Source organism: Nocardia sp. NPDC055050 (assembly GCF_053608345.1).
The window spans coordinates 63,727-79,634 of record NZ_JBSGVG010000010.1 but is presented as its reverse complement, the minus strand read 5'-3'; the positions used below and the strand labels follow the sequence as shown (position 1 = coordinate 79,634).

The window sequence follows — 15,908 nt, the reverse complement described above, 5'->3', positions numbered from 1 at the left end:
AAGCCGTGGCGCCGACCGGTACATCAAATGGCCATACCCACAGCGGCTGTCGACCCGTAGTCGCGCTGAGCCGCGAGGCGAAGGCCCGCGCGGGAGGCGAGGAAGTCGGCGGTGATGAAGACGGCGGTCTCGGCGGGAGTGCGCGGGCCCGCTTCCAGGCCCGCGGGTACGTGCACGCGCGACAGGGTCGGCTCGTCGAAGCCGCCCGCGCGCAGGTCGTCGAGGCGACGAGCCTGGTCGGCAGGGGTGCCGAGGGCGGCTAGGTAGCCGAGCTCGGGTAGTCGTAACGCGACGGTGAGCAGCGGGATCTCGAAGCGCGGCTCGTTGGCCAGCACGACGATGGCGGTGCTGTTGTCGACCTCGCCCGCGGCCGAGAGGGTGTTGAGGTAGCGATGCGGCCAGTCGACGACCACTTCGGCACCCGGGAACGAGGCCGGGTCGGCGAACTCGGGACGCGAGTCGCAGATGGTCACCCGGTAGCCGATCATCCGCGCCTGCGCGACGAGGGTGGCCGCGTAGGCGTTGGCGCCGAAGATGATCAGGCGCGGCGGCGGGCAGTACGAGGCGACGAACAGATCCGACTCGGGCAGCGCGACGAGTTCGGTCGCGTGCTTGCGATCGGTGACCAGATGCTGGCCGATGACATCGGGATCCTGATTCCACACCACGGTGAACACGGTGACCCGGCGATGGGCTTGGATATCGGCGGCGATAGTGGGGAATTCGGGAAAATCGCGGCAGGAGAACGGTTCTACGAAGATATCGACGAGCGTTCCGTCGTCGGCGCTCGATTCCAGACCGGTGAGCATGCTGTAGCGACGCAGTTGCCGGACGCCGGTGCGACCCGCTTCCAATGCCGCGTCGTAGACGGTCTCTTCCAGCCGTCCGGAGGCGATCGATCCGAAGACGCCACCGTTGGGGGTGACGAGCATCGAAGAGCCGATGGGCAGGGAATTGGTGCCGATGGTACGGACCACGGTGGCGAGGCCGCCCGTACGGCCCGAATGCCACACTCGCAGAAGGTCATCGACGATATCGCGCATATCTCACAACTCCGATCACCGTGCGCCGACTTCCGGGAAATCGCGATCGGTCCCTGTCGCCAAGTCGTCGCACGTGACGCACACCATATCCTGTCGACCGCCCAAATAGGAACCGGCCCCGATATCGCCTGCGGCTACTTCGGAAATGGCTTCCCAGTGCTTGTTCTCGATCACAACGGGGTGTCCAGGTGTGTTGTGAAACACAGCACGGGCAAGTCCGCTCTTGCTCGCGCGCGCCGCGGCGAGCACTCTGGCGACCACATCGCCCCCGATATCGGGGATATCGACAGGCAGAAACGCCACGTAACGGGTGTCGGTTTCGGTGGCGGCGCGCAGGCCCTCGCGCACCGTCGCGGAGAGTCCGGTCGCCCAGTCGGCGACCCACCGGCATCGGGTGCCGTCGGGCAGTCCGAGGGCGGCCGGATCGGGTCCGGTCGCGCCGAGCATGACGACCACCGGATCGCAGCCGCCGTCGCGCAGGGCGGTGATCGCCGAACGCAACCAGGCGCCGTCCTCGGCGAGTGCCTTGGGTTTGCCGTATCGCGTGCCCGCACCCGCCGCGAGGACGATGCCCGTGCACGAGGCGTGCGCGGAACGGTCGAGTGGAGGCATGTGAGCGAAGGTAATGACGCAATGTTGCCGGTCGATTACAGCAGGGGAGCGCACCGGCGACGACACGCCGACGTGATGGACTGCACATCGGTGGCGGCGGGCCGGGGATCGCGCGATGCTGGATCGATGACGAGCGAAGGGCTGAGCCTCGCGGGTTTCAACGATCTACCTGCGAAGACTGCCGAGGATGCGCTGCTTGCCTGTTGCTCGGCGCCACGCTGGGCGCGGGCGATCGCGGCCGCGCGTCCCTATGCCACCACCGACGCGCTGTTGGCGGCGGCCGAGGCGGGAACGGCCGCACTCGACGACGCCGAGATCGACGAGGCGCTGGCCGGTCACCCGCGGATCGGCGACCGCCCGACCTCGGCGGCCTCCGCGCGCGAGCAGTCCGGCGTGGCGGGTACGGACGTGCGCGTGGCCCTGGCCGAGGGCAATCGCGCCTACGAGGCGAAGTTCGGCCATATCTACCTGGTCTGCGCGGCAGGTCGCAGCGGCGAGGAGTTGCTGGCGATCTTGCGCGCGCGGTTGGACAACGATCCGTCTACTGAAAGGCAGGTCATGCGAACAGAACTGACGAAGATCAACCGGCTGCGCCTGGCGGGGCTGGTGACGCCATGACGAGCGTGAGTACCCACGTGCTCGACGCCGTGCGCGGGGTCCCCGCCGCGGGTGTCGCGGTGTTGCTGATGCGCGGGGAGCAGCGGCTCACCGAGGCGCTCACCGACGCCGACGGCCGGGTGAAAGAGCTGGCGGCCGGACTCAATCCGGGCGACTACCGGCTGTTCTTCGATACCGGCAGCTACTTCGCGGCGCAGGGCACCGAGACCTTCTATCCGGAAGTCTGCGTCGCGTTCACGGTGGGTGAGCAGCCGCATCTGCATGTGCCGCTGCTGCTGTCGCCGTTCGCCTATTCCACCTACCGAGGGAGCTGAGATGGCACTGACCGGTCCGATCGTGTTGACCGACAATCGATATGGCAAAGCCGAGAATCGGGTTGTGCGTTTCTACAAAGAGAACGCGCGCCACGAGATTCGCGACGTGAACGTCTCGACCACCCTGCGCGGTGATTTCGAGGCGGCATACACCGATGGTGACCAGCGTCACGTTCTGCCCACCGACACCCAGAAGCACATGGCCTTCGTGTATTCGAAGAAGCCCGGTCTCGACACCATCGAGGACTACGCGATCGCGCTGGGCAAGCATTTCGCCGACTCGGTCGATCCGGTGTCGAGTGCGCGTATCGACGTGGACTCCTATGGCTGGCAGCGGGTTTCGGTCGACGGTGCCGAACACGATCACACCTGGGTGCGTCAGGGCCCCGAGGTGCGCACGGCCGCGGTGACCGTGGCGGGCAAGGGCGCGCAGCAGCAGCGGTGGGTGATCGGCGGGATCAAGGACCTGGTGTTGCTCAAGTCGACCGGATCGGAGTTCGCCGACTTCCTCACCGACGAATACACGACACTCGCGCCGACCCACGATCGCGTGCTGGCCAGTTCGCTGGTGGTCCAGTGGCGGTTCGCCGAGACCAGCGGATTCGACTGGGACGAGGTGTACGCCGGGATCCGCGCCACGCTGCTCGAGCTCTTCGCCACCACGTACTCCAAGGCGTTGCAGCAGACGCTGTACGCGATGGGAACGGCCGCGCTGGAACGCTTTCCGGTGCTGGCCGAGATCCGGTTGTCGGCGCCGAACAAACACCACTTCGACTACGACCTCGCGCGGTTCGAGATCGAGAACAAGGGTGAGGTCTTCTGGGCGGCCGACCGGCCCTACGGCTCGATCCACGCCACCCTGGCGCGAGCGGACGCGCCCGATGCGGGGATCGCGTGGCAGCCGTGAGCGCGCCCGATCTGCTGATTCACGGCTGTGCGGTGATCGCCGTCGACGCGACGGGCACCGAATACCGCGACGGCTGGGTCACGGTGCGCGGCAACAAGATCGACGCTGTGGGCGCGGGTGCACCGCCCGAGTTCGGGCCGGAGGTCGCGCGGATCGACGGGCGTGGCTGCGTGCTCACGCCCGGTCTGGTCAACACCCACCACCACCTGTACCAATGGATCACCCGTGGGCTGGCCGCCGACAACACGCTGTTCGAGTGGCTGACCACGCTGTATCCGGTGTGGGCGCGGATCGATGAGAAGTCGGTGCGGACAGCGGCCACCGGCGCGCTGGTCTCGCTGGCGCGCAGTGGGTGCACGACGTCGTCGGATCACCACTACGTGTTCCCGCGCGGCGGCGGTGACCTACTCGCCGCCGAGATCGGCGCGGCGGTCGAGGTGGGGCTGCGCTTCCACCCGGCGCGCGGGTCGATGGATCTCGGGCAGAGCAAGGGCGGGCTGCCGCCGGACTCCGTGGTGGAGTCGATCGACGACATCCTCGCCGCGAGTGCGGCGGCCATCGAAGACTGGCACGACCCGTCGTTCGACGCGATGGTGCGGATAGCGCTGGCACCCTGCTCGCCGTTCTCGGTGACCGCCGATCTCCTGCGCGAGTCCGCGGCGCTGGCCCGTTCCGCGGGCGTCCGGCTGCACACGCACCTCGCCGAAACTCTCGACGAGCAGGACTTCTGCCAGGAGAAGTTCGGGTGCACGCCCGCCGAGTACATGGAGCAGCTGGGCTGGCTCGGCGACGATGTCTGGTACGCGCACGCCGTGCACCTCGACGATCCGGCGATCGCGGCGATGGCGCGCACCGGGACCGGGATCGCGCACTGCCCGACCTCCAACGGCCGGTTGGGCGCGGGGATCGCACGGACCGCCGACCTGGTGGCGGCCGGTGTGCCCGTCGGCCTCGGAGTCGACGGTGCGGCCAGCAACGAGTCCAGTTCGATGATCGAGGAACCGCGCAACGCGCTGCTGTACGCGCGGGCGGTCGGCGGTCCGCGGGCGATGACGGTGCGCACGGCGCTGGAGCTGGCGACGATGGGTGGTGCGCGGGTACTCGGGCGGGCGGACGAGATCGGATCCATCGAGCCGGGCAAGCTGGCGGATCTGGCGCTGTGGCGGCTGGATACGCCCGCTCACGCCGGTATCGAGGACCCGGTCGTCGCGCTGATCCTCGGCTCGGCGCCGCCGCTGGCCGCACTGCTGGTGAACGGGCGCGAGGTCGTTCGCGACGATGTCGTGCTGACGGTGGACGAGGCGTCGGTGGGTGCCGAGGTGGCCCAGGCCCAGGCCACGCTGCTGGCCGGTGCGTGATCACGCTCGGACCCCGGCGCGTGATCACGCGCGGCGGGGGCGGGCCGTGACGTCATCCGCGCGCCGGCCGGCACGTGAGCTCGGATGTCGGGCCGACAGCCATGCTCGTCGTCGGCGTGCTGATCTGCGGTTTTGCCTGGATCGGCGCACACTGGATGGCGTACACCGGGTTAACCGCGGCGCAATCTGGCGCGGGTTTCGTGCAACATCGTGGCAACTCCCGGCCCCTACTGTGGCCGGTGAGGTTAGCGAGGTGAACGTGGATCTGGACACTGTTTCCGAGATTGTTCTCGCCCGTGAACGCGCCGATCTGGCGCAGGTCGGAGCGGGCAGCGCGGTGCTGGCGGGCGGTACTTTCCTGTTCTCCGAACCGCACGATCATCTCGATACGCTCGTCGACATCACCACCCTGGGCTGGGCGCCGCTGACCGAGTCTGCACCGGGGCTGGAGATCGCCGCGACGTGCACGCTGGCGGAGTTCGCCGGTGCCCGTCCCGGCCGGGAACTCGGCACCTCGACCATGCGACCGGAGTGGCCGGGTACGGCGCTGTTCGCGCAGTCCTGCCGGGCGCTGCTGGCCTCGCACAAGATCTGGCGTACGGCGACGGTCGGCGGGAACGTGTGTCTGTCACTGCCCGCAGGCGCGGTTCTCGGCGCGCTCGTCGCCTTGGACGCGACCGCGGTGATCTGGCCGCGCGGCGGTGGCGAGCGACGAATCTCCCTGCGCGACTTCGTCACCGGACCGGGAGAGAACCTGCTGGGCTCGGGCGCGGTCGTGCGCTCGTTCGTCGTTCCCACCTCGAGCCTGGTGGCGCGCACCAGCTTTCGCAAGGTGGCCTTGGCTCCGCTCGGGCGTTCCGGGTCGGTGGTGATGGGCAGGCGTGCGGCCGACGGCCGGTGCGCGATCACCGTCACCGCGGCGACTGTTCGCCCGATCGTTCTCGACTTCGATTCCGTCCCTTCGCCATCCGAGCTGAATTACGCGCTGGCCGAGATCGATCCCGACGTGTGGTTCGACGATCCACACGGTGCGCCCGACTGGCGTGAGCACGTGACCGGGTTGCTGGCCGCAGAGGTGGCCGCCGAACTGCGGGAGGCGTCGTGAGTTCAGCGCGCGGCGTCGTAGGCGGCGCGGGCGGCGAGCACCCGATCCATGTGCTGCTCGGCCCAGCCCTTGATGGTGCGCATCACCGGCAGCAAGTCCTCGCCGAGTGGAGTGAGCCGGTATTCGACGCGAACCGGCACCTCGGGCAGCACGGTGCGGGTGACCAGGCCGTCGCGTTCGAGATTGCGCAGGGTCTGGGTGAGCATCTTCTGGCTCACCCCCGCCAGCCGCTGGTTCAGTTCGCTGTAGCGCAGCGAACCGTCGGCCAGCGCGTTGATCGCCAGACTCACCCACTTGTCGCCGATCCGGTCCAGCAGCTGACGCGCCGGGCATTCGGCCACGTAGGCGTTGTAGGCCGCGCCCGCCTCGGCGCGGCGCTCGGCGGCGGTCCGCGTACTCATCGCTCTCCCTCGTGTGCGGTAGGCACTTCGCAGTGCGTACTTCCCGATAGAGAGTAGCTCTCCCTAGGTTCGGTCAGTACCTACGGAAGAGAGAGATCATCATGCGCGCAGTTGTCGTCCATACCTTCGGCGGACCGGAAGCACTCGAACTCGTCGAGGTGCCGGTGCCCGCGCCGGGGCCAGGTCAGGTGCGGATCCGGGTGTCGGCGGCCGCGGTGAACCCGGTCGACGCGGTGACCAGGGCGGGTGCGCTGGTCGAAGCCGGTCTGATGGCGCCGCGACCGGTGACCGGGATCGGCTGGGACGTGGCGGGCGAGATCGACGAGGTCGGCGCCGGGGTGCCCGGTTTCGCGGTGGGACAGCCCGTGATCGGGCTTCGTGATCTGCTCGACCGGTCGCTGGGCAGTTACGCGGACTACCTCGTGCTCGACGCGTCGGCGGTGGCAGCGGCTCCCGTCGGCCGCTCGGCGGCGGAGGCCGCGACGCTCCCGCTGAACGGGCTCACCGCTTTTCAGGCGCTCGATCTGCTCGATCTCGCCGAAGGCGACAGTGTGCTGGTGACCGGCGCGGCCGGTGCGGTGGGCGGTTTCGCGGTCGAGATCGCCGCGCGGTGGCGTGGACTCAGGGTGATCGCGCAGGTCGGCGCCGAGGACGCCGGCTTCGTGCGCGGGCTCGGTGCGGAGTGGGTAGTGCCGCGGGAGACGCCGGACCTGGCCGAGGCGGTCCGCGCGCTGGTGCCCGGTGGTGTCGATGCCGTCCTGGACACGGCGGGCCTGAGCGCCGGAGCGCTTGCCGCAGTGCGCAACCGGGGGTCGTTCGTCACCGTCGTCGGTGGCGCCGACCCGGTTCCGTTGCGCGGCATTCGCGTTCACCACGCCTGGATCAGCGCCGACGGCGCAGCCCTGGCCACGCTCGCCGGCTACGACCTCGCCCTGCGCGTGGCCGGCACCCTGCCGCTCGAGCAAGCCGCCGATGCGCACACCCGACTGGCCCGAGGCGGCCTGCGCGGCCGCATCGTGCTGACCACGGAACACGGAGGTGGTTCATGAGGCTCGATATCGACGGCCGCGCGGTCGAAGTGACCGCGCGGCCCGGCCAGTGCCTGCGCACGCTGCTCCGCGAGCACGGCGAGCTCGCGGTCAAGAAGGGCTGTGACTCCGGCGACTGCGGAGCCTGCTCGGTGCTGCTCGACGGCGAACCCGTCCACTCCTGCCTGATCCCGGCCCACCGCGCCGCCGACCGCGCGGTGACGACCGCCGCGGGCCTCGGCGACGCGGATACCCCGAACCCGGTGCAGCGCGGCTTCGTCGAGAACGCCGCTTTCCAATGTGGTTTCTGCACTGCCGGAATGGTGGTGACAGCATCGGGTCTGGCCGCCGCCCGCCCCGACACAGCTGTGGACAACTTGGCTGCTCAGGCAGTCACCGACGCCGAACGCGCCGAACTGCTGAAGGGAAACCTGTGCCGCTGCACGGGCTATCGCGCCATCGCCGATGCCTTGGCCGCACCCTGTGCATCACTGTGTACAACTGGCGAGGCCGACTCGCCGCCGCACCGCGCGGAGGAATCCGGCCCACTGTGCACGGGGAAGGGGCATCGTGCGGCGAACGCCTCGACGCGGACCCATGTCGCGGAAGCGACGTCCGGGCTCGGTGAGGCGACTGCTGACCGATTCGACGATAGTTCGTCAGCCACGCGCAGCGTTGCCGAAGAAGTCGCGAAGCGGGCGGGCGCGGAATCATCCCCCGCTGAAGCTTCGCCCGACGCGTACCCGGCCCCCGCGGTGCGTAGCGATGACGGTCGGTCCGCTCATTCGATCGGTGGAGGAGATGTTCGGCCGGGAAGCGATGAGGTGGCGCGATCCGGTGAGTCGTTCGATGCGGCGGGACCTGCTGTCGAGTCGTATGTGACACACGGTCACCCGGGCCGGTTGGCCGGTGAGGTCACCACGGTGTCGGCGGCGGAGGGGCCGCAGGTCGGGGTGTCTGCCGTGGTGGGGGCGCAGGCGCGGGTCGGTGGGGTGATGCGGCGGAAATATCGGGCGGGGCAGATCGGAGACGGTGTGGGGGCGCCCGCTGGGGCGCGGATCGTGCGGGGTGCGGAAGCGTTCACGATGGATGTGGTGCCGGGGGCGGGGGAGCGGATGCCGCCGGTGGCCCCGTGGCATCTGGCCGTGCTGGCCAGTCCGCACGCGCATGCGCGGATCGTGTCCATCGACGTGGCCGCGGCGCGGGCTGTTGCGGGTGTGCGTGTGGTGTTGACACATGTGGACGGACCGCGAACCGCGTTCTCCACGGCTCGCCACGAACTGCGCGAGGACGATCCGGACGACACCTTCGTGCTCGACAGCACGGTCCGGTTCGTGGGGCAGCGGGTAGCCGCGGTGGTGGGGGAGACCCTGGACGCCGCACGTGCTGGGGTGCGAGCGCTGCACGTGGAGTACGAGGTGCTGCCCGCGGTCTTCGAGCCCGAGGCAGCGTTGGCCGATGGCGCGCCGGTGCTGCATGCCGACAAGCCGGACTCGGCACGGATCGCCGACGCGCAGCGCAATCTGATCGCCGAGATCCACGGTGGTGTCGGTGATTTCGAAGCCGGTATCGAGCAGGCCGCGAAAGTGGTGAGCGGCGTGTGGAATTCGCCGCGCGTGCAGCACGTGCACCTGGAGACCCATGGCGGGATCGGCTGGCTCGACGACACGGGCAGGCTCGTCGTTCGCTCGAGCACCCAGGTGCCGTTCCTGGTCCGCGACGAACTGTGCCACCTGTTCGGGCTGGGTCGAGACCGCGTGCGGGTGTTCGCGACTCGCGTCGGCGGCGGCTTCGGGGCCAAGCAGGAGATGCTGGCCGAGGACCTGATCGCCTTGGCGGTGCTCCGCACCGGGCATCCCGTGCAATACGAGTTCACCCGCACCGACGAATTCACCTCGGCCACGTGCCGTCATCCGATGCGGGTCGCGGTCACCGCGGCCGCCGACGCGGCGGGCATCCTGACCGCGCTCTCGGTGGACGTACTCGCCGACGCGGGCGCGTACGGCAACCACAGCGCCGGCGTGATGTTCCATTCCGTCGGCGAATCGGTGGCCGTCTACCGCTGCCCGCACAAGCGGGTGAACGCACAAGCGGTGTACACCAACAACGTTCCCTCTGGCGCGTTCCGTGGCTACGGACTCGGCCAGGTGATCTTCGGTGTCGAGTCGGCGATCGACGAACTGGCCCGCGAACTCGGCATCGACCCCTTCGAATTCCGCCGTCGCAATGTGGTGATCCCGGGCGATCGGTTCACCGCCGCCGAAATCGACGAGTCCGACCTGACCTTCGGTAGTTACGGCCTCGACCAGTGCCTCGACACCGCCCAGCGGGCGCTCCTGCGCGGCAACGGTGTCGCCGCGCCCGGACCGGATTGGCAGGTGGGCGAGGGCATGGCGGTGGCGATGATCGCGACCGTGCCCCCGCGCGGACATCATGCCGATGCCACGGCGAGCCTGCTGCCCGACGGCCGCTACGAAATCGGGGTCGGCACCGCGGAATTCGGCAACGGCACCACGACTGTCCACGCCCAGCTCGCGGCAACGGCGCTGGCCACCGCCGCCGAGCGAATCGTGATCCGCCAGTCCGACACCGACGTGGTCGGCCACGATACCGGCGCGTTCGGCTCCACCGGCACCATGGTCGCGGGCAAAGCCTCCTACGCGGCGGCGCTCGAACTGCACGCGATGATGTTGGCGAGGGCGGCGAAGGTGAGCGGTCACCCCGAACGCGACTGTCTGCTCGAAGCGAGCGGCGTGCGCTGCGGCGACGAACTGATCACCGCGGCGCAACTGCTCGCCGACGGCGAGCTCGTCGCCCACGGCAGCCACGCGGGCACCCCGCGCTCGGTGAGCTTCAATGTCCACGCGTTCCGGGTGGCGGTCCAGCCCTCGACCGGCGCGGTGCAGATATTGCAGTCGGTCCAGGTCGCCGACGCGGGCACGGTGCTGAACCCCGTGCAGCTGCGTGGGCAGGTGGAAGGCGGCGTCGCCCAGGCGATCGGGACCGCGCTCTACGAGGACATGCGATCCGAGTCCGGCGTGGTGACCACGCGGACGCTGCGCCACTATCACGTTCCGCAGTTCGCCGATCTGCCCCGCACCGAGGTGTATTTCGCCGAAACCAGTGACGAACTGGGCCCGCTGGGTGCCAAATCGATGAGTGAGTCCCCCTACAACCCGGTGGCCCCCGCCCTGGCGAACGCGATCCGCGACGCCGTCGGTGTCCGCCCTTACCGATTACCGATGACCGCCGATCGTGTGTGGCGGGCCGTCAAGGAAGGAACCGCCGGGTGAATACTCGCCTGCCCGAACATATTCGAGCCCGCATCGACTCGGTGCTCGACTCCGTCGACGCCGAACTGCGCGTGCGCTACCCAGGAGCCGGTGACCGGGTCCAACCCGTGCACACCGCCTACGTGCCGGCCGACCGCGCCACCGCGCAGACCCCCGCCGAGTGGGGCGCCACCGCCTTGGAGCTACTGCATCGCCACGCCGACTTCCTCGTCGGTCTCGATGTCACCGGTTCGCTCCCGGCCGTGCGCCGTCGACTCACGGACCAGCCGGTGCAGGACATGCGCATCGACTTCGAGGACGGTTACGGGTTCCGGGCCGACGACGAGGAGGACGCGGCGGCGAAGGCGGCGGGCGAGGCGCTGGCGGCATGGGCCGACAAGCCCGGCGCACCGGTCTCGTTCGGTGTTCGGACGAAAGGTCTGGCCGCGAACGAACGTCGGCGCGCGTTGCGCACTCTCGAACTCGTCCTCGACGGGGCGGGTGGCGCACTGCCCGGATTCGTGTTCACGGTGCCCAAGATCCGTGCCGCGGAACAGGTGTCGGCGATCGTCGATCTGTGCACCGGACTCGAGCGCGGCCACGGCCTGCCCGAACGGTCGCTACGTTTCGAGCTCCAGATCGAGAGCCCGCAGGCGATTATCGCCCCCGACGGCACCGCGCCCATCGTCAAGATGATCCACCTGGCCGACGGCCGCTGTAGCGCACTGCATTTCGGTACCTACGACTACACCGCCGCCTGCGGCATCGCGGCCACCGATCAGGCCCTCGACCATCCCGCCGCCGACTACGCCAAGTCGGTGATGCAGGTCGCCGCCGCGCAGACGGGGGTGTGGATCTGTGACGGCTCCACCCAGATCGTCCCCGACGTCGATCCCGAAGGCGCCATGGCCAACCACCACCGCCTGGTCGAGCGGGCCTTGCGCCGCGGCTACTACCAGGGCTGGGACATGCACCCCGGCCACCTGATCACCCGCTGGCTCGCCACCTACGACTTCTTCCGCGGCGCGCGCGAGGTGGCGGTGCCGCGCCTGATCGCCTACCTGGACCGGCGTGGCGGGGGTGTGATGGACGAGCCCGCGACCGCCGAAGCCTTGGCGAGCACCGTGCTGCGTGGCCTGCGTGCCGGTGCGTTCACCGAGGCCGAACTGCTCGCCGATGCGCCGGGTCTGACCGGCGAGGTTCTGCTCGATCTCGCCGCTCGACGGGTGCGCGCGACGTGATGAGCCCGGCACAAATAGCGGTATACCAGTAATATGGCACCCGACCCCAGGAGGCACCCGTGAGCCGATTCACCGGCAGCGACGATTTCACCCTGCTCCCTGATCTGGCCGTCCGCACCCTCGGCGGTTCCGTGATCTGGGCGAACGACGAATTCTTCGCGGAGAAGGAGAACCTGGTCAGCCCGGGTCCGTCGGAGTACCAGCCGGCGACGTTCGGCCACAAGGGCCAGGTCTACGACGGCTGGGAGACCCGCAGGCACCGCGGCAAGCCCGGCGACGATTCGGCCGTCGTGCGCCTCGGCGTGCCCGGCGTGATCCGTGGCGTCGTGGTCGACACCGCCTGGTTCAAGGGCAACTTCCCGCCCGAGATATCGCTGTCGGCGCTGGCTGTCGAGGGCTACCCGCCTGCCGAGCAGATCGCGGCCCGCACCGACTGGGTGACCCTGCTCGACCGCGTGAAGGTCGGTGGTGACAGCCGCAATCCGTTCGCCATCGACAGCGAGAACCGCTGGACCCATGTGAAACTCACCATGCATCCGGACGGCGGCGTCGCCCGCCTGCGCGTGCACGGCGAAGGCCGCCCCGATCCCGCGCTGCTCGGCCTCGGCCCACTCGATCTCGCCGCGCTGGAGAACGGCGCCGTCGTGCTCGACTGCTCCAACCGGTTCTACAGCTCGCCCAACCAGCTGCTCTACCCCGGCCTGGCCAGGGAAATGGGCGACGGCTGGGAGACGGCACGCCGCCGCGACGACGGAAACGACTGGGTGCGAATCCAGCTCGCGGGACCGGGGGCGATCCGGCTGGCCGAGATCGACACCTCCTGCTTCCTCGGCAACAGCCCCGGCGCGGCCTCGCTCACCGGATTCACCAGTGACGGAACCGAAGTCGAGCTCTTGCCGCACACCGACCTGCTGCCCGATACCCGCCACCGGTTCGTGCTACGGCCCGCAGCCGCCTCCGTCGTGGAGGTACGCCTCGACATCTATCCCGACGGCGGCCTCGCGCGGCTGCGCCTCTACGGGGAGCTCGGATGAGCGCAGTATCGCGCAGCGATTCCATGGGCGGTGGTGGCCGGGCGACGGGTGGGCGCGATGTTCGCGATTTCGTCGGGTACGGGCCGAATCCGCCCGACCCGCAATGGCCCGACGATGCGCAGATCGCCGTGCAGTTCGTGCTGAATTATGAAGAGGGCGGGGAGAACAACGTCCTCGACGGTTCGCCGCATTCGGAGACCTTCCTCTCCGAGATGACGCCCGCCGATGCCTTCCCGAACCGGCACATGAGCATGGAATCGCTCTACGAATACGGTTCGCGCGCCGGGTTGTGGCGGGTGCTGCGCGCCTTCGAACGGCGCGACCTGCCGCTCACCGTCTTCGCGGTGGCGCGAGCCATGCAGCGCAATCCCGAAGCGGTGGCGGCCTTTTCCGAACTGGGTCACGAAATCGCCTGCCACGGCTTGCAATGGAAGTCCTATCAGCTGATCGATCGCGATATCGAGCGCGCCGACATGGCCGAGGCGATCCGCATCCTCACCGAGCTCACCGGCTCCGCCCCGCTCGGCTGGTACACCGGCCGCGACTCCCCGAACACCCGCGAATTGGTCGTCGAACACGGCGGTTTCGTCTACGACTCCGACTCCTACGCCGACGACCTGCCCTACTGGACCGAGGTGCGCGGCCAGAGCCACCTGGTGGTTCCGTACACCCTCGACACCAACGACATGCGCTTCGCCTCCCCGGCGGGCTTCGCCAACGGCGAGGAGTTCTACGCCCACCTGCGCGACGCCTTCGACGTCCTCTACCGCGAAGGGGCCGAGGACACCCCGAAGATGCTCTCCGTGGGCCTGCACTGCCGTATCGCGGGCCGTCCCGCCCGCACCGCCGCCCTGGAACGCTTCCTCGACCACGTCCAATCCCACGACCGGGTGTGGATAACCCGCCGCATCGAAATCGCCGAGCACTGGCGCAAGGTGCATCCGGCGGGCGTCCCGCTCCTGGGCAACTGACGCCGAACGTCGACCCCGTGCAAGGGGGCCGACGTCGGCTCGGTGTCTAGGCCAGACCGCAGCGTTCGATATTGCTCAGCGTGATCTGGCGATCGGATTCCTTGGCCTGCGGAACGCGGTTGTAGGCGCCCATGGAGTCCATGTACTCGACGAACGTGTCCGCGATCTCCTCCGGCGTCGCATCCGGTTTCGCGGCGCGGACGTTGTCGACCAGGGTGCGCGTGGTCTCGCACTGCTCTTCCGGGGTGAAGATCGGCGGCGGCGGGTCGGCGTGCGCGAAAGCCGGTGCGAGCAGCAGCACGAAAGCGGCCAGGGCGGCGGATCGAATAATTCTCACTCCGGCGACTCTACGTATCGAAACCGCAACGGCCCCAAGCTACTCGGCGTAGCGCGGGGCCGTTGTCGTGCCCTTCGTCAGTCGAACAACGCGCTGACGAAGGGGAGGGAATCGACCAGGGAGGCGTTCACGGTGCCGTCGTGGTCGGTGGGGTAGGTGCGGAAGGTGACGGGCTGGCCGTTGGCCTGGAGGACCGCGGCGTAGCGGAGAGTTTCAGGGGTGACCACGTCGGTGTCCCGCAGGCCCTGGCCCAGGAAGAGTGGGCGGTCGAAGCCGGATTCGGGCAGGCCCATGTAGCGCGCGAGCAGGCCGTGGACGTCGGGGATCGACGACAGCGGGCGGGCGAACATGCTGCCGACCGAGGGCTTCGCGGCGGCCAGCTCGTCGCCCAGTGGGCCGATGCAGCCGGTTTGGGCGCGGGCGAGCCAGGTCCGTCCGGTGTCGGTGAGTAGGCCGTCGATATCCAGGTCGGGGTAGGTGGTGCGCAGACCGCTGAGGATGTAGAGGACGTACGCGGTGAGATGCGAGCTCAGGGCGATCGGGGGCACGCCGGGGCCGATGAGCCCGATGACGTCCTCGATATAGGCGGGCACGCCGGTGCCGACCGCGCCGCGGTAGTCCAGGCCGGTGCCGCCGAATTCGGTGGCGTAGCGAGCGGTGAACACCGCGGCGCCGGCGCCCTGGGACTGGCCGACCACCGCCCACTTGTTCGACAGGGACGCGTACTGCTCGGTCGCGGCCTTGACCCCGTCGACCACGTTGTGCGCTTCGGCGATGCCGTTCAGATAGGGATGTTCGCCGGGTCCGCCCAGGCCCGCGTAGTCGGCGGCCACGATCGCGTAGCCCTGCTTCAACCAGGTGCCGAGGTAGGCCCGGTCCCGCTCGACCGCGGCGGGCCCGGCCACGCTGTAGGCGCAGTCGTCGCCGAGTCCCACGGTGCCGTGTGCCCACGCGATCACCGGCCAGCCGCCCTGCGGGGCTTCGCCCGCGGGGAAGTACACGGCCGCGCTGGTGGTGGTCGGCTGGTCGCCCGCGGTGGTCGAGCGGTAGAGCAGGCGCTCGGCGCGGGCCGATCCGGGCAGGGTGGCCGCGGGGGACAGTGACTCGACGCCGACGACGGTGCCTGCCGCCTCGGCCGGTTGCGCGCTCGCCACCGGCGCCAGGCTCAGCGCCGCCGCCAACACGGTCAGCGTTGCCGCCGCGATCCTCGGAATCCTCATGGGCCCACTCTTTCGCCTCGGCGGATGAGTGTCCACTTCCGGGGGCGATGGGATCGATACCCGCGTCGTGACCGAATCGAGTGACGACACGCACATCATTCGTGTCCGGCGTGGTGTGTGAAACGACTCACAGACTGCCAGGCTCGGGAGTGTCGGCGCGTGCCCACCTGATGATCGCTAACAGTACGAGCGTTATGCTAAAACTCCAGGTCAGCGCTACTCACTGGTAGGCGGAGTCCTTGCAATCAGCCCGCTAATTTCGCAAAGTTAGCAAACACGTCGGCAAAACTAGCTGAGATTCACACAACCAACAGGTAGACGGCTATTTCTGGGTGTGCCATTGTTTGGAAGTACACCCCTTGGGCCCTAGTAAGTCCTAGCAAGCCTGCAAATTGCTCCAGCAGTACGAGATGTGCAACCGAAAGCGTTCAGCCACCGGTTGATTCG

At 69.0% G+C, this 15,908-nt stretch carries 15 protein-coding genes; 10 read left to right on the top strand and 5 right to left on the bottom strand.

From position 1 onward, the window contains the following. Nucleotides 1-23: 23 nt before the first annotated feature. Both ACWGCN_RS12920 and ACWGCN_RS12915 read right to left on the bottom strand, forming a co-directional pair. Nucleotides 24-1,043 carry an XdhC family protein gene (locus tag ACWGCN_RS12920; protein ID WP_378991121.1) on the bottom strand — a complete coding sequence of 340 codons (1,020 nt, stop codon included), beginning with the start codon at nucleotides 1,041-1,043 and terminating at the stop codon, nucleotides 24-26. A 15-nt stretch (nucleotides 1,044-1,058) separates the two neighbouring features. Then, nucleotides 1,059-1,655 (bottom strand): nucleotidyltransferase family protein, encoded by a 597-nt coding sequence (locus tag ACWGCN_RS12915; protein ID WP_452457746.1) that lies wholly within the window; start codon nucleotides 1,653-1,655, stop codon nucleotides 1,059-1,061. Between ACWGCN_RS12915 and uraD the strand changes: the two genes are divergently transcribed. The 5 genes from uraD to ACWGCN_RS12890 all read left to right on the top strand — a co-directional run bounded on the left by uraD (nucleotide 1,656) and on the right by ACWGCN_RS12890 (nucleotide 5,957). After that, nucleotides 1,656-2,273, top strand: coding sequence for a 2-oxo-4-hydroxy-4-carboxy-5-ureidoimidazoline decarboxylase (uraD, locus tag ACWGCN_RS12910; protein WP_452457747.1), 618 nt, complete (start codon nucleotides 1,656-1,658; stop codon nucleotides 2,271-2,273). Then, nucleotides 2,270-2,587, top strand: coding sequence for a hydroxyisourate hydrolase (gene uraH / locus ACWGCN_RS12905; protein WP_379312377.1), 318 nt, complete (start codon nucleotides 2,270-2,272; stop codon nucleotides 2,585-2,587). The genes uraD and uraH overlap by 4 nt, the downstream gene beginning before the upstream one ends. A 1-nt stretch (nucleotide 2,588) precedes the next feature. Further along, a complete protein-coding gene (pucL, locus tag ACWGCN_RS12900; protein ID WP_452457748.1) occupies nucleotides 2,589-3,494 on the top strand; it encodes a factor-independent urate hydroxylase in 906 nt (301 codons plus the stop codon). Further along, nucleotides 3,482-4,852, top strand: a complete 1,371-nt coding sequence (locus ACWGCN_RS12895) for an 8-oxoguanine deaminase (RefSeq protein WP_378991113.1) — start codon at nucleotides 3,482-3,484, stop codon at nucleotides 4,850-4,852. Before pucL ends, ACWGCN_RS12895 begins: the two co-directional genes overlap by 13 nt. 253 nt (nucleotides 4,853-5,105) lie before the next feature. Further along, the gene (locus ACWGCN_RS12890) at nucleotides 5,106-5,957 is read left to right on the top strand and encodes an FAD binding domain-containing protein (RefSeq protein WP_452457749.1); all 852 of its coding nucleotides are present in this window, start codon (nucleotides 5,106-5,108) and stop codon (nucleotides 5,955-5,957) included. A 2-nt stretch (nucleotides 5,958-5,959) separates the two neighbouring features. Here ACWGCN_RS12890 and ACWGCN_RS12885 read toward each other — a convergent pair whose 3' ends face one another. Then, nucleotides 5,960-6,358 (bottom strand): winged helix-turn-helix transcriptional regulator, encoded by a 399-nt coding sequence (locus ACWGCN_RS12885; protein ID WP_452457750.1) that lies wholly within the window; start codon nucleotides 6,356-6,358, stop codon nucleotides 5,960-5,962. 101 nt (nucleotides 6,359-6,459) lie between these two features. Between ACWGCN_RS12885 and ACWGCN_RS12880 the strand changes: the two genes are divergently transcribed. The 5 genes from ACWGCN_RS12880 to puuE are packed head-to-tail and all read left to right on the top strand — an operon-like array spanning nucleotide 6,460 to nucleotide 13,904. Further along, nucleotides 6,460-7,407, top strand: a complete 948-nt coding sequence (locus tag ACWGCN_RS12880) for an NADP-dependent oxidoreductase (protein ID WP_379312374.1) — start codon at nucleotides 6,460-6,462, stop codon at nucleotides 7,405-7,407. Further along, a complete protein-coding gene (locus ACWGCN_RS12875) occupies nucleotides 7,404-10,679 on the top strand; it encodes a molybdopterin cofactor-binding domain-containing protein (RefSeq protein ID WP_452529023.1) in 3,276 nt (1,091 codons plus the stop codon). The genes ACWGCN_RS12880 and ACWGCN_RS12875 overlap by 4 nt, the downstream gene beginning before the upstream one ends. Further along, nucleotides 10,676-11,899 carry a DUF6986 family protein gene (locus ACWGCN_RS12870; RefSeq protein WP_452460219.1) on the top strand — a complete coding sequence of 408 codons (1,224 nt, stop codon included), beginning with the start codon at nucleotides 10,676-10,678 and terminating at the stop codon, nucleotides 11,897-11,899. Before ACWGCN_RS12875 ends, ACWGCN_RS12870 begins: the two co-directional genes overlap by 4 nt. Before the next feature lie 59 nt (nucleotides 11,900-11,958). Continuing rightward, the gene (alc, locus tag ACWGCN_RS12865; RefSeq protein WP_452460218.1) at nucleotides 11,959-12,933 is read left to right on the top strand and encodes an allantoicase; all 975 of its coding nucleotides are present in this window, start codon (nucleotides 11,959-11,961) and stop codon (nucleotides 12,931-12,933) included. A 23-nt stretch (nucleotides 12,934-12,956) separates the two neighbouring features. Beyond that, complete coding sequence (puuE, locus tag ACWGCN_RS12860) at nucleotides 12,957-13,904, top strand: allantoinase PuuE (RefSeq protein ID WP_452460221.1); 948 nt, start codon at nucleotides 12,957-12,959, stop codon at nucleotides 13,902-13,904. 46 nt (nucleotides 13,905-13,950) lie between these two features. On the opposite strand, the gene ACWGCN_RS12855 is transcribed toward puuE, so the two are convergent. Continuing rightward, nucleotides 13,951-14,241, bottom strand: a complete 291-nt coding sequence (locus ACWGCN_RS12855; protein ID WP_452460217.1) for a hypothetical protein — start codon at nucleotides 14,239-14,241, stop codon at nucleotides 13,951-13,953. A gap of 77 nt (nucleotides 14,242-14,318) precedes the next feature. Continuing rightward, on the bottom strand, nucleotides 14,319-15,461 hold the full coding sequence (locus ACWGCN_RS12850) for an alpha/beta hydrolase (RefSeq protein WP_452460216.1): 1,143 nt from the start codon (nucleotides 15,459-15,461) through the stop codon (nucleotides 14,319-14,321). Nucleotides 15,462-15,908: the final 447 nt, after the last annotated feature.

Coding starts and splice junctions, on each gene's coding strand:
- ACWGCN_RS12920 (WP_378991121.1), bottom strand. CDS start 1,043: ATGCGCGATATCGTCGATGACCTTCTGCGAGTGTGGCATTCGGGCCGT.
- ACWGCN_RS12915 (WP_452457746.1), bottom strand. CDS start 1,655: ATGCCTCCACTCGACCGTTCCGCGCACGCCTCGTGCACGGGCATCGTC.
- uraH (WP_379312377.1), top strand. CDS start 2,270: ATGACGAGCGTGAGTACCCACGTGCTCGACGCCGTGCGCGGGGTCCCC.
- pucL (WP_452457748.1), top strand. CDS start 2,589: ATGGCACTGACCGGTCCGATCGTGTTGACCGACAATCGATATGGCAAA.
- ACWGCN_RS12885 (WP_452457750.1), bottom strand. CDS start 6,358: ATGAGTACGCGGACCGCCGCCGAGCGCCGCGCCGAGGCGGGCGCGGCC.
- ACWGCN_RS12880 (WP_379312374.1), top strand. CDS start 6,460: ATGCGCGCAGTTGTCGTCCATACCTTCGGCGGACCGGAAGCACTCGAA.
- ACWGCN_RS12875 (WP_452529023.1), top strand. CDS start 7,404: ATGAGGCTCGATATCGACGGCCGCGCGGTCGAAGTGACCGCGCGGCCC.
- puuE (WP_452460221.1), top strand. CDS start 12,957: ATGGGCGGTGGTGGCCGGGCGACGGGTGGGCGCGATGTTCGCGATTTC.
- ACWGCN_RS12850 (WP_452460216.1), bottom strand. CDS start 15,461: ATGAGGATTCCGAGGATCGCGGCGGCAACGCTGACCGTGTTGGCGGCG.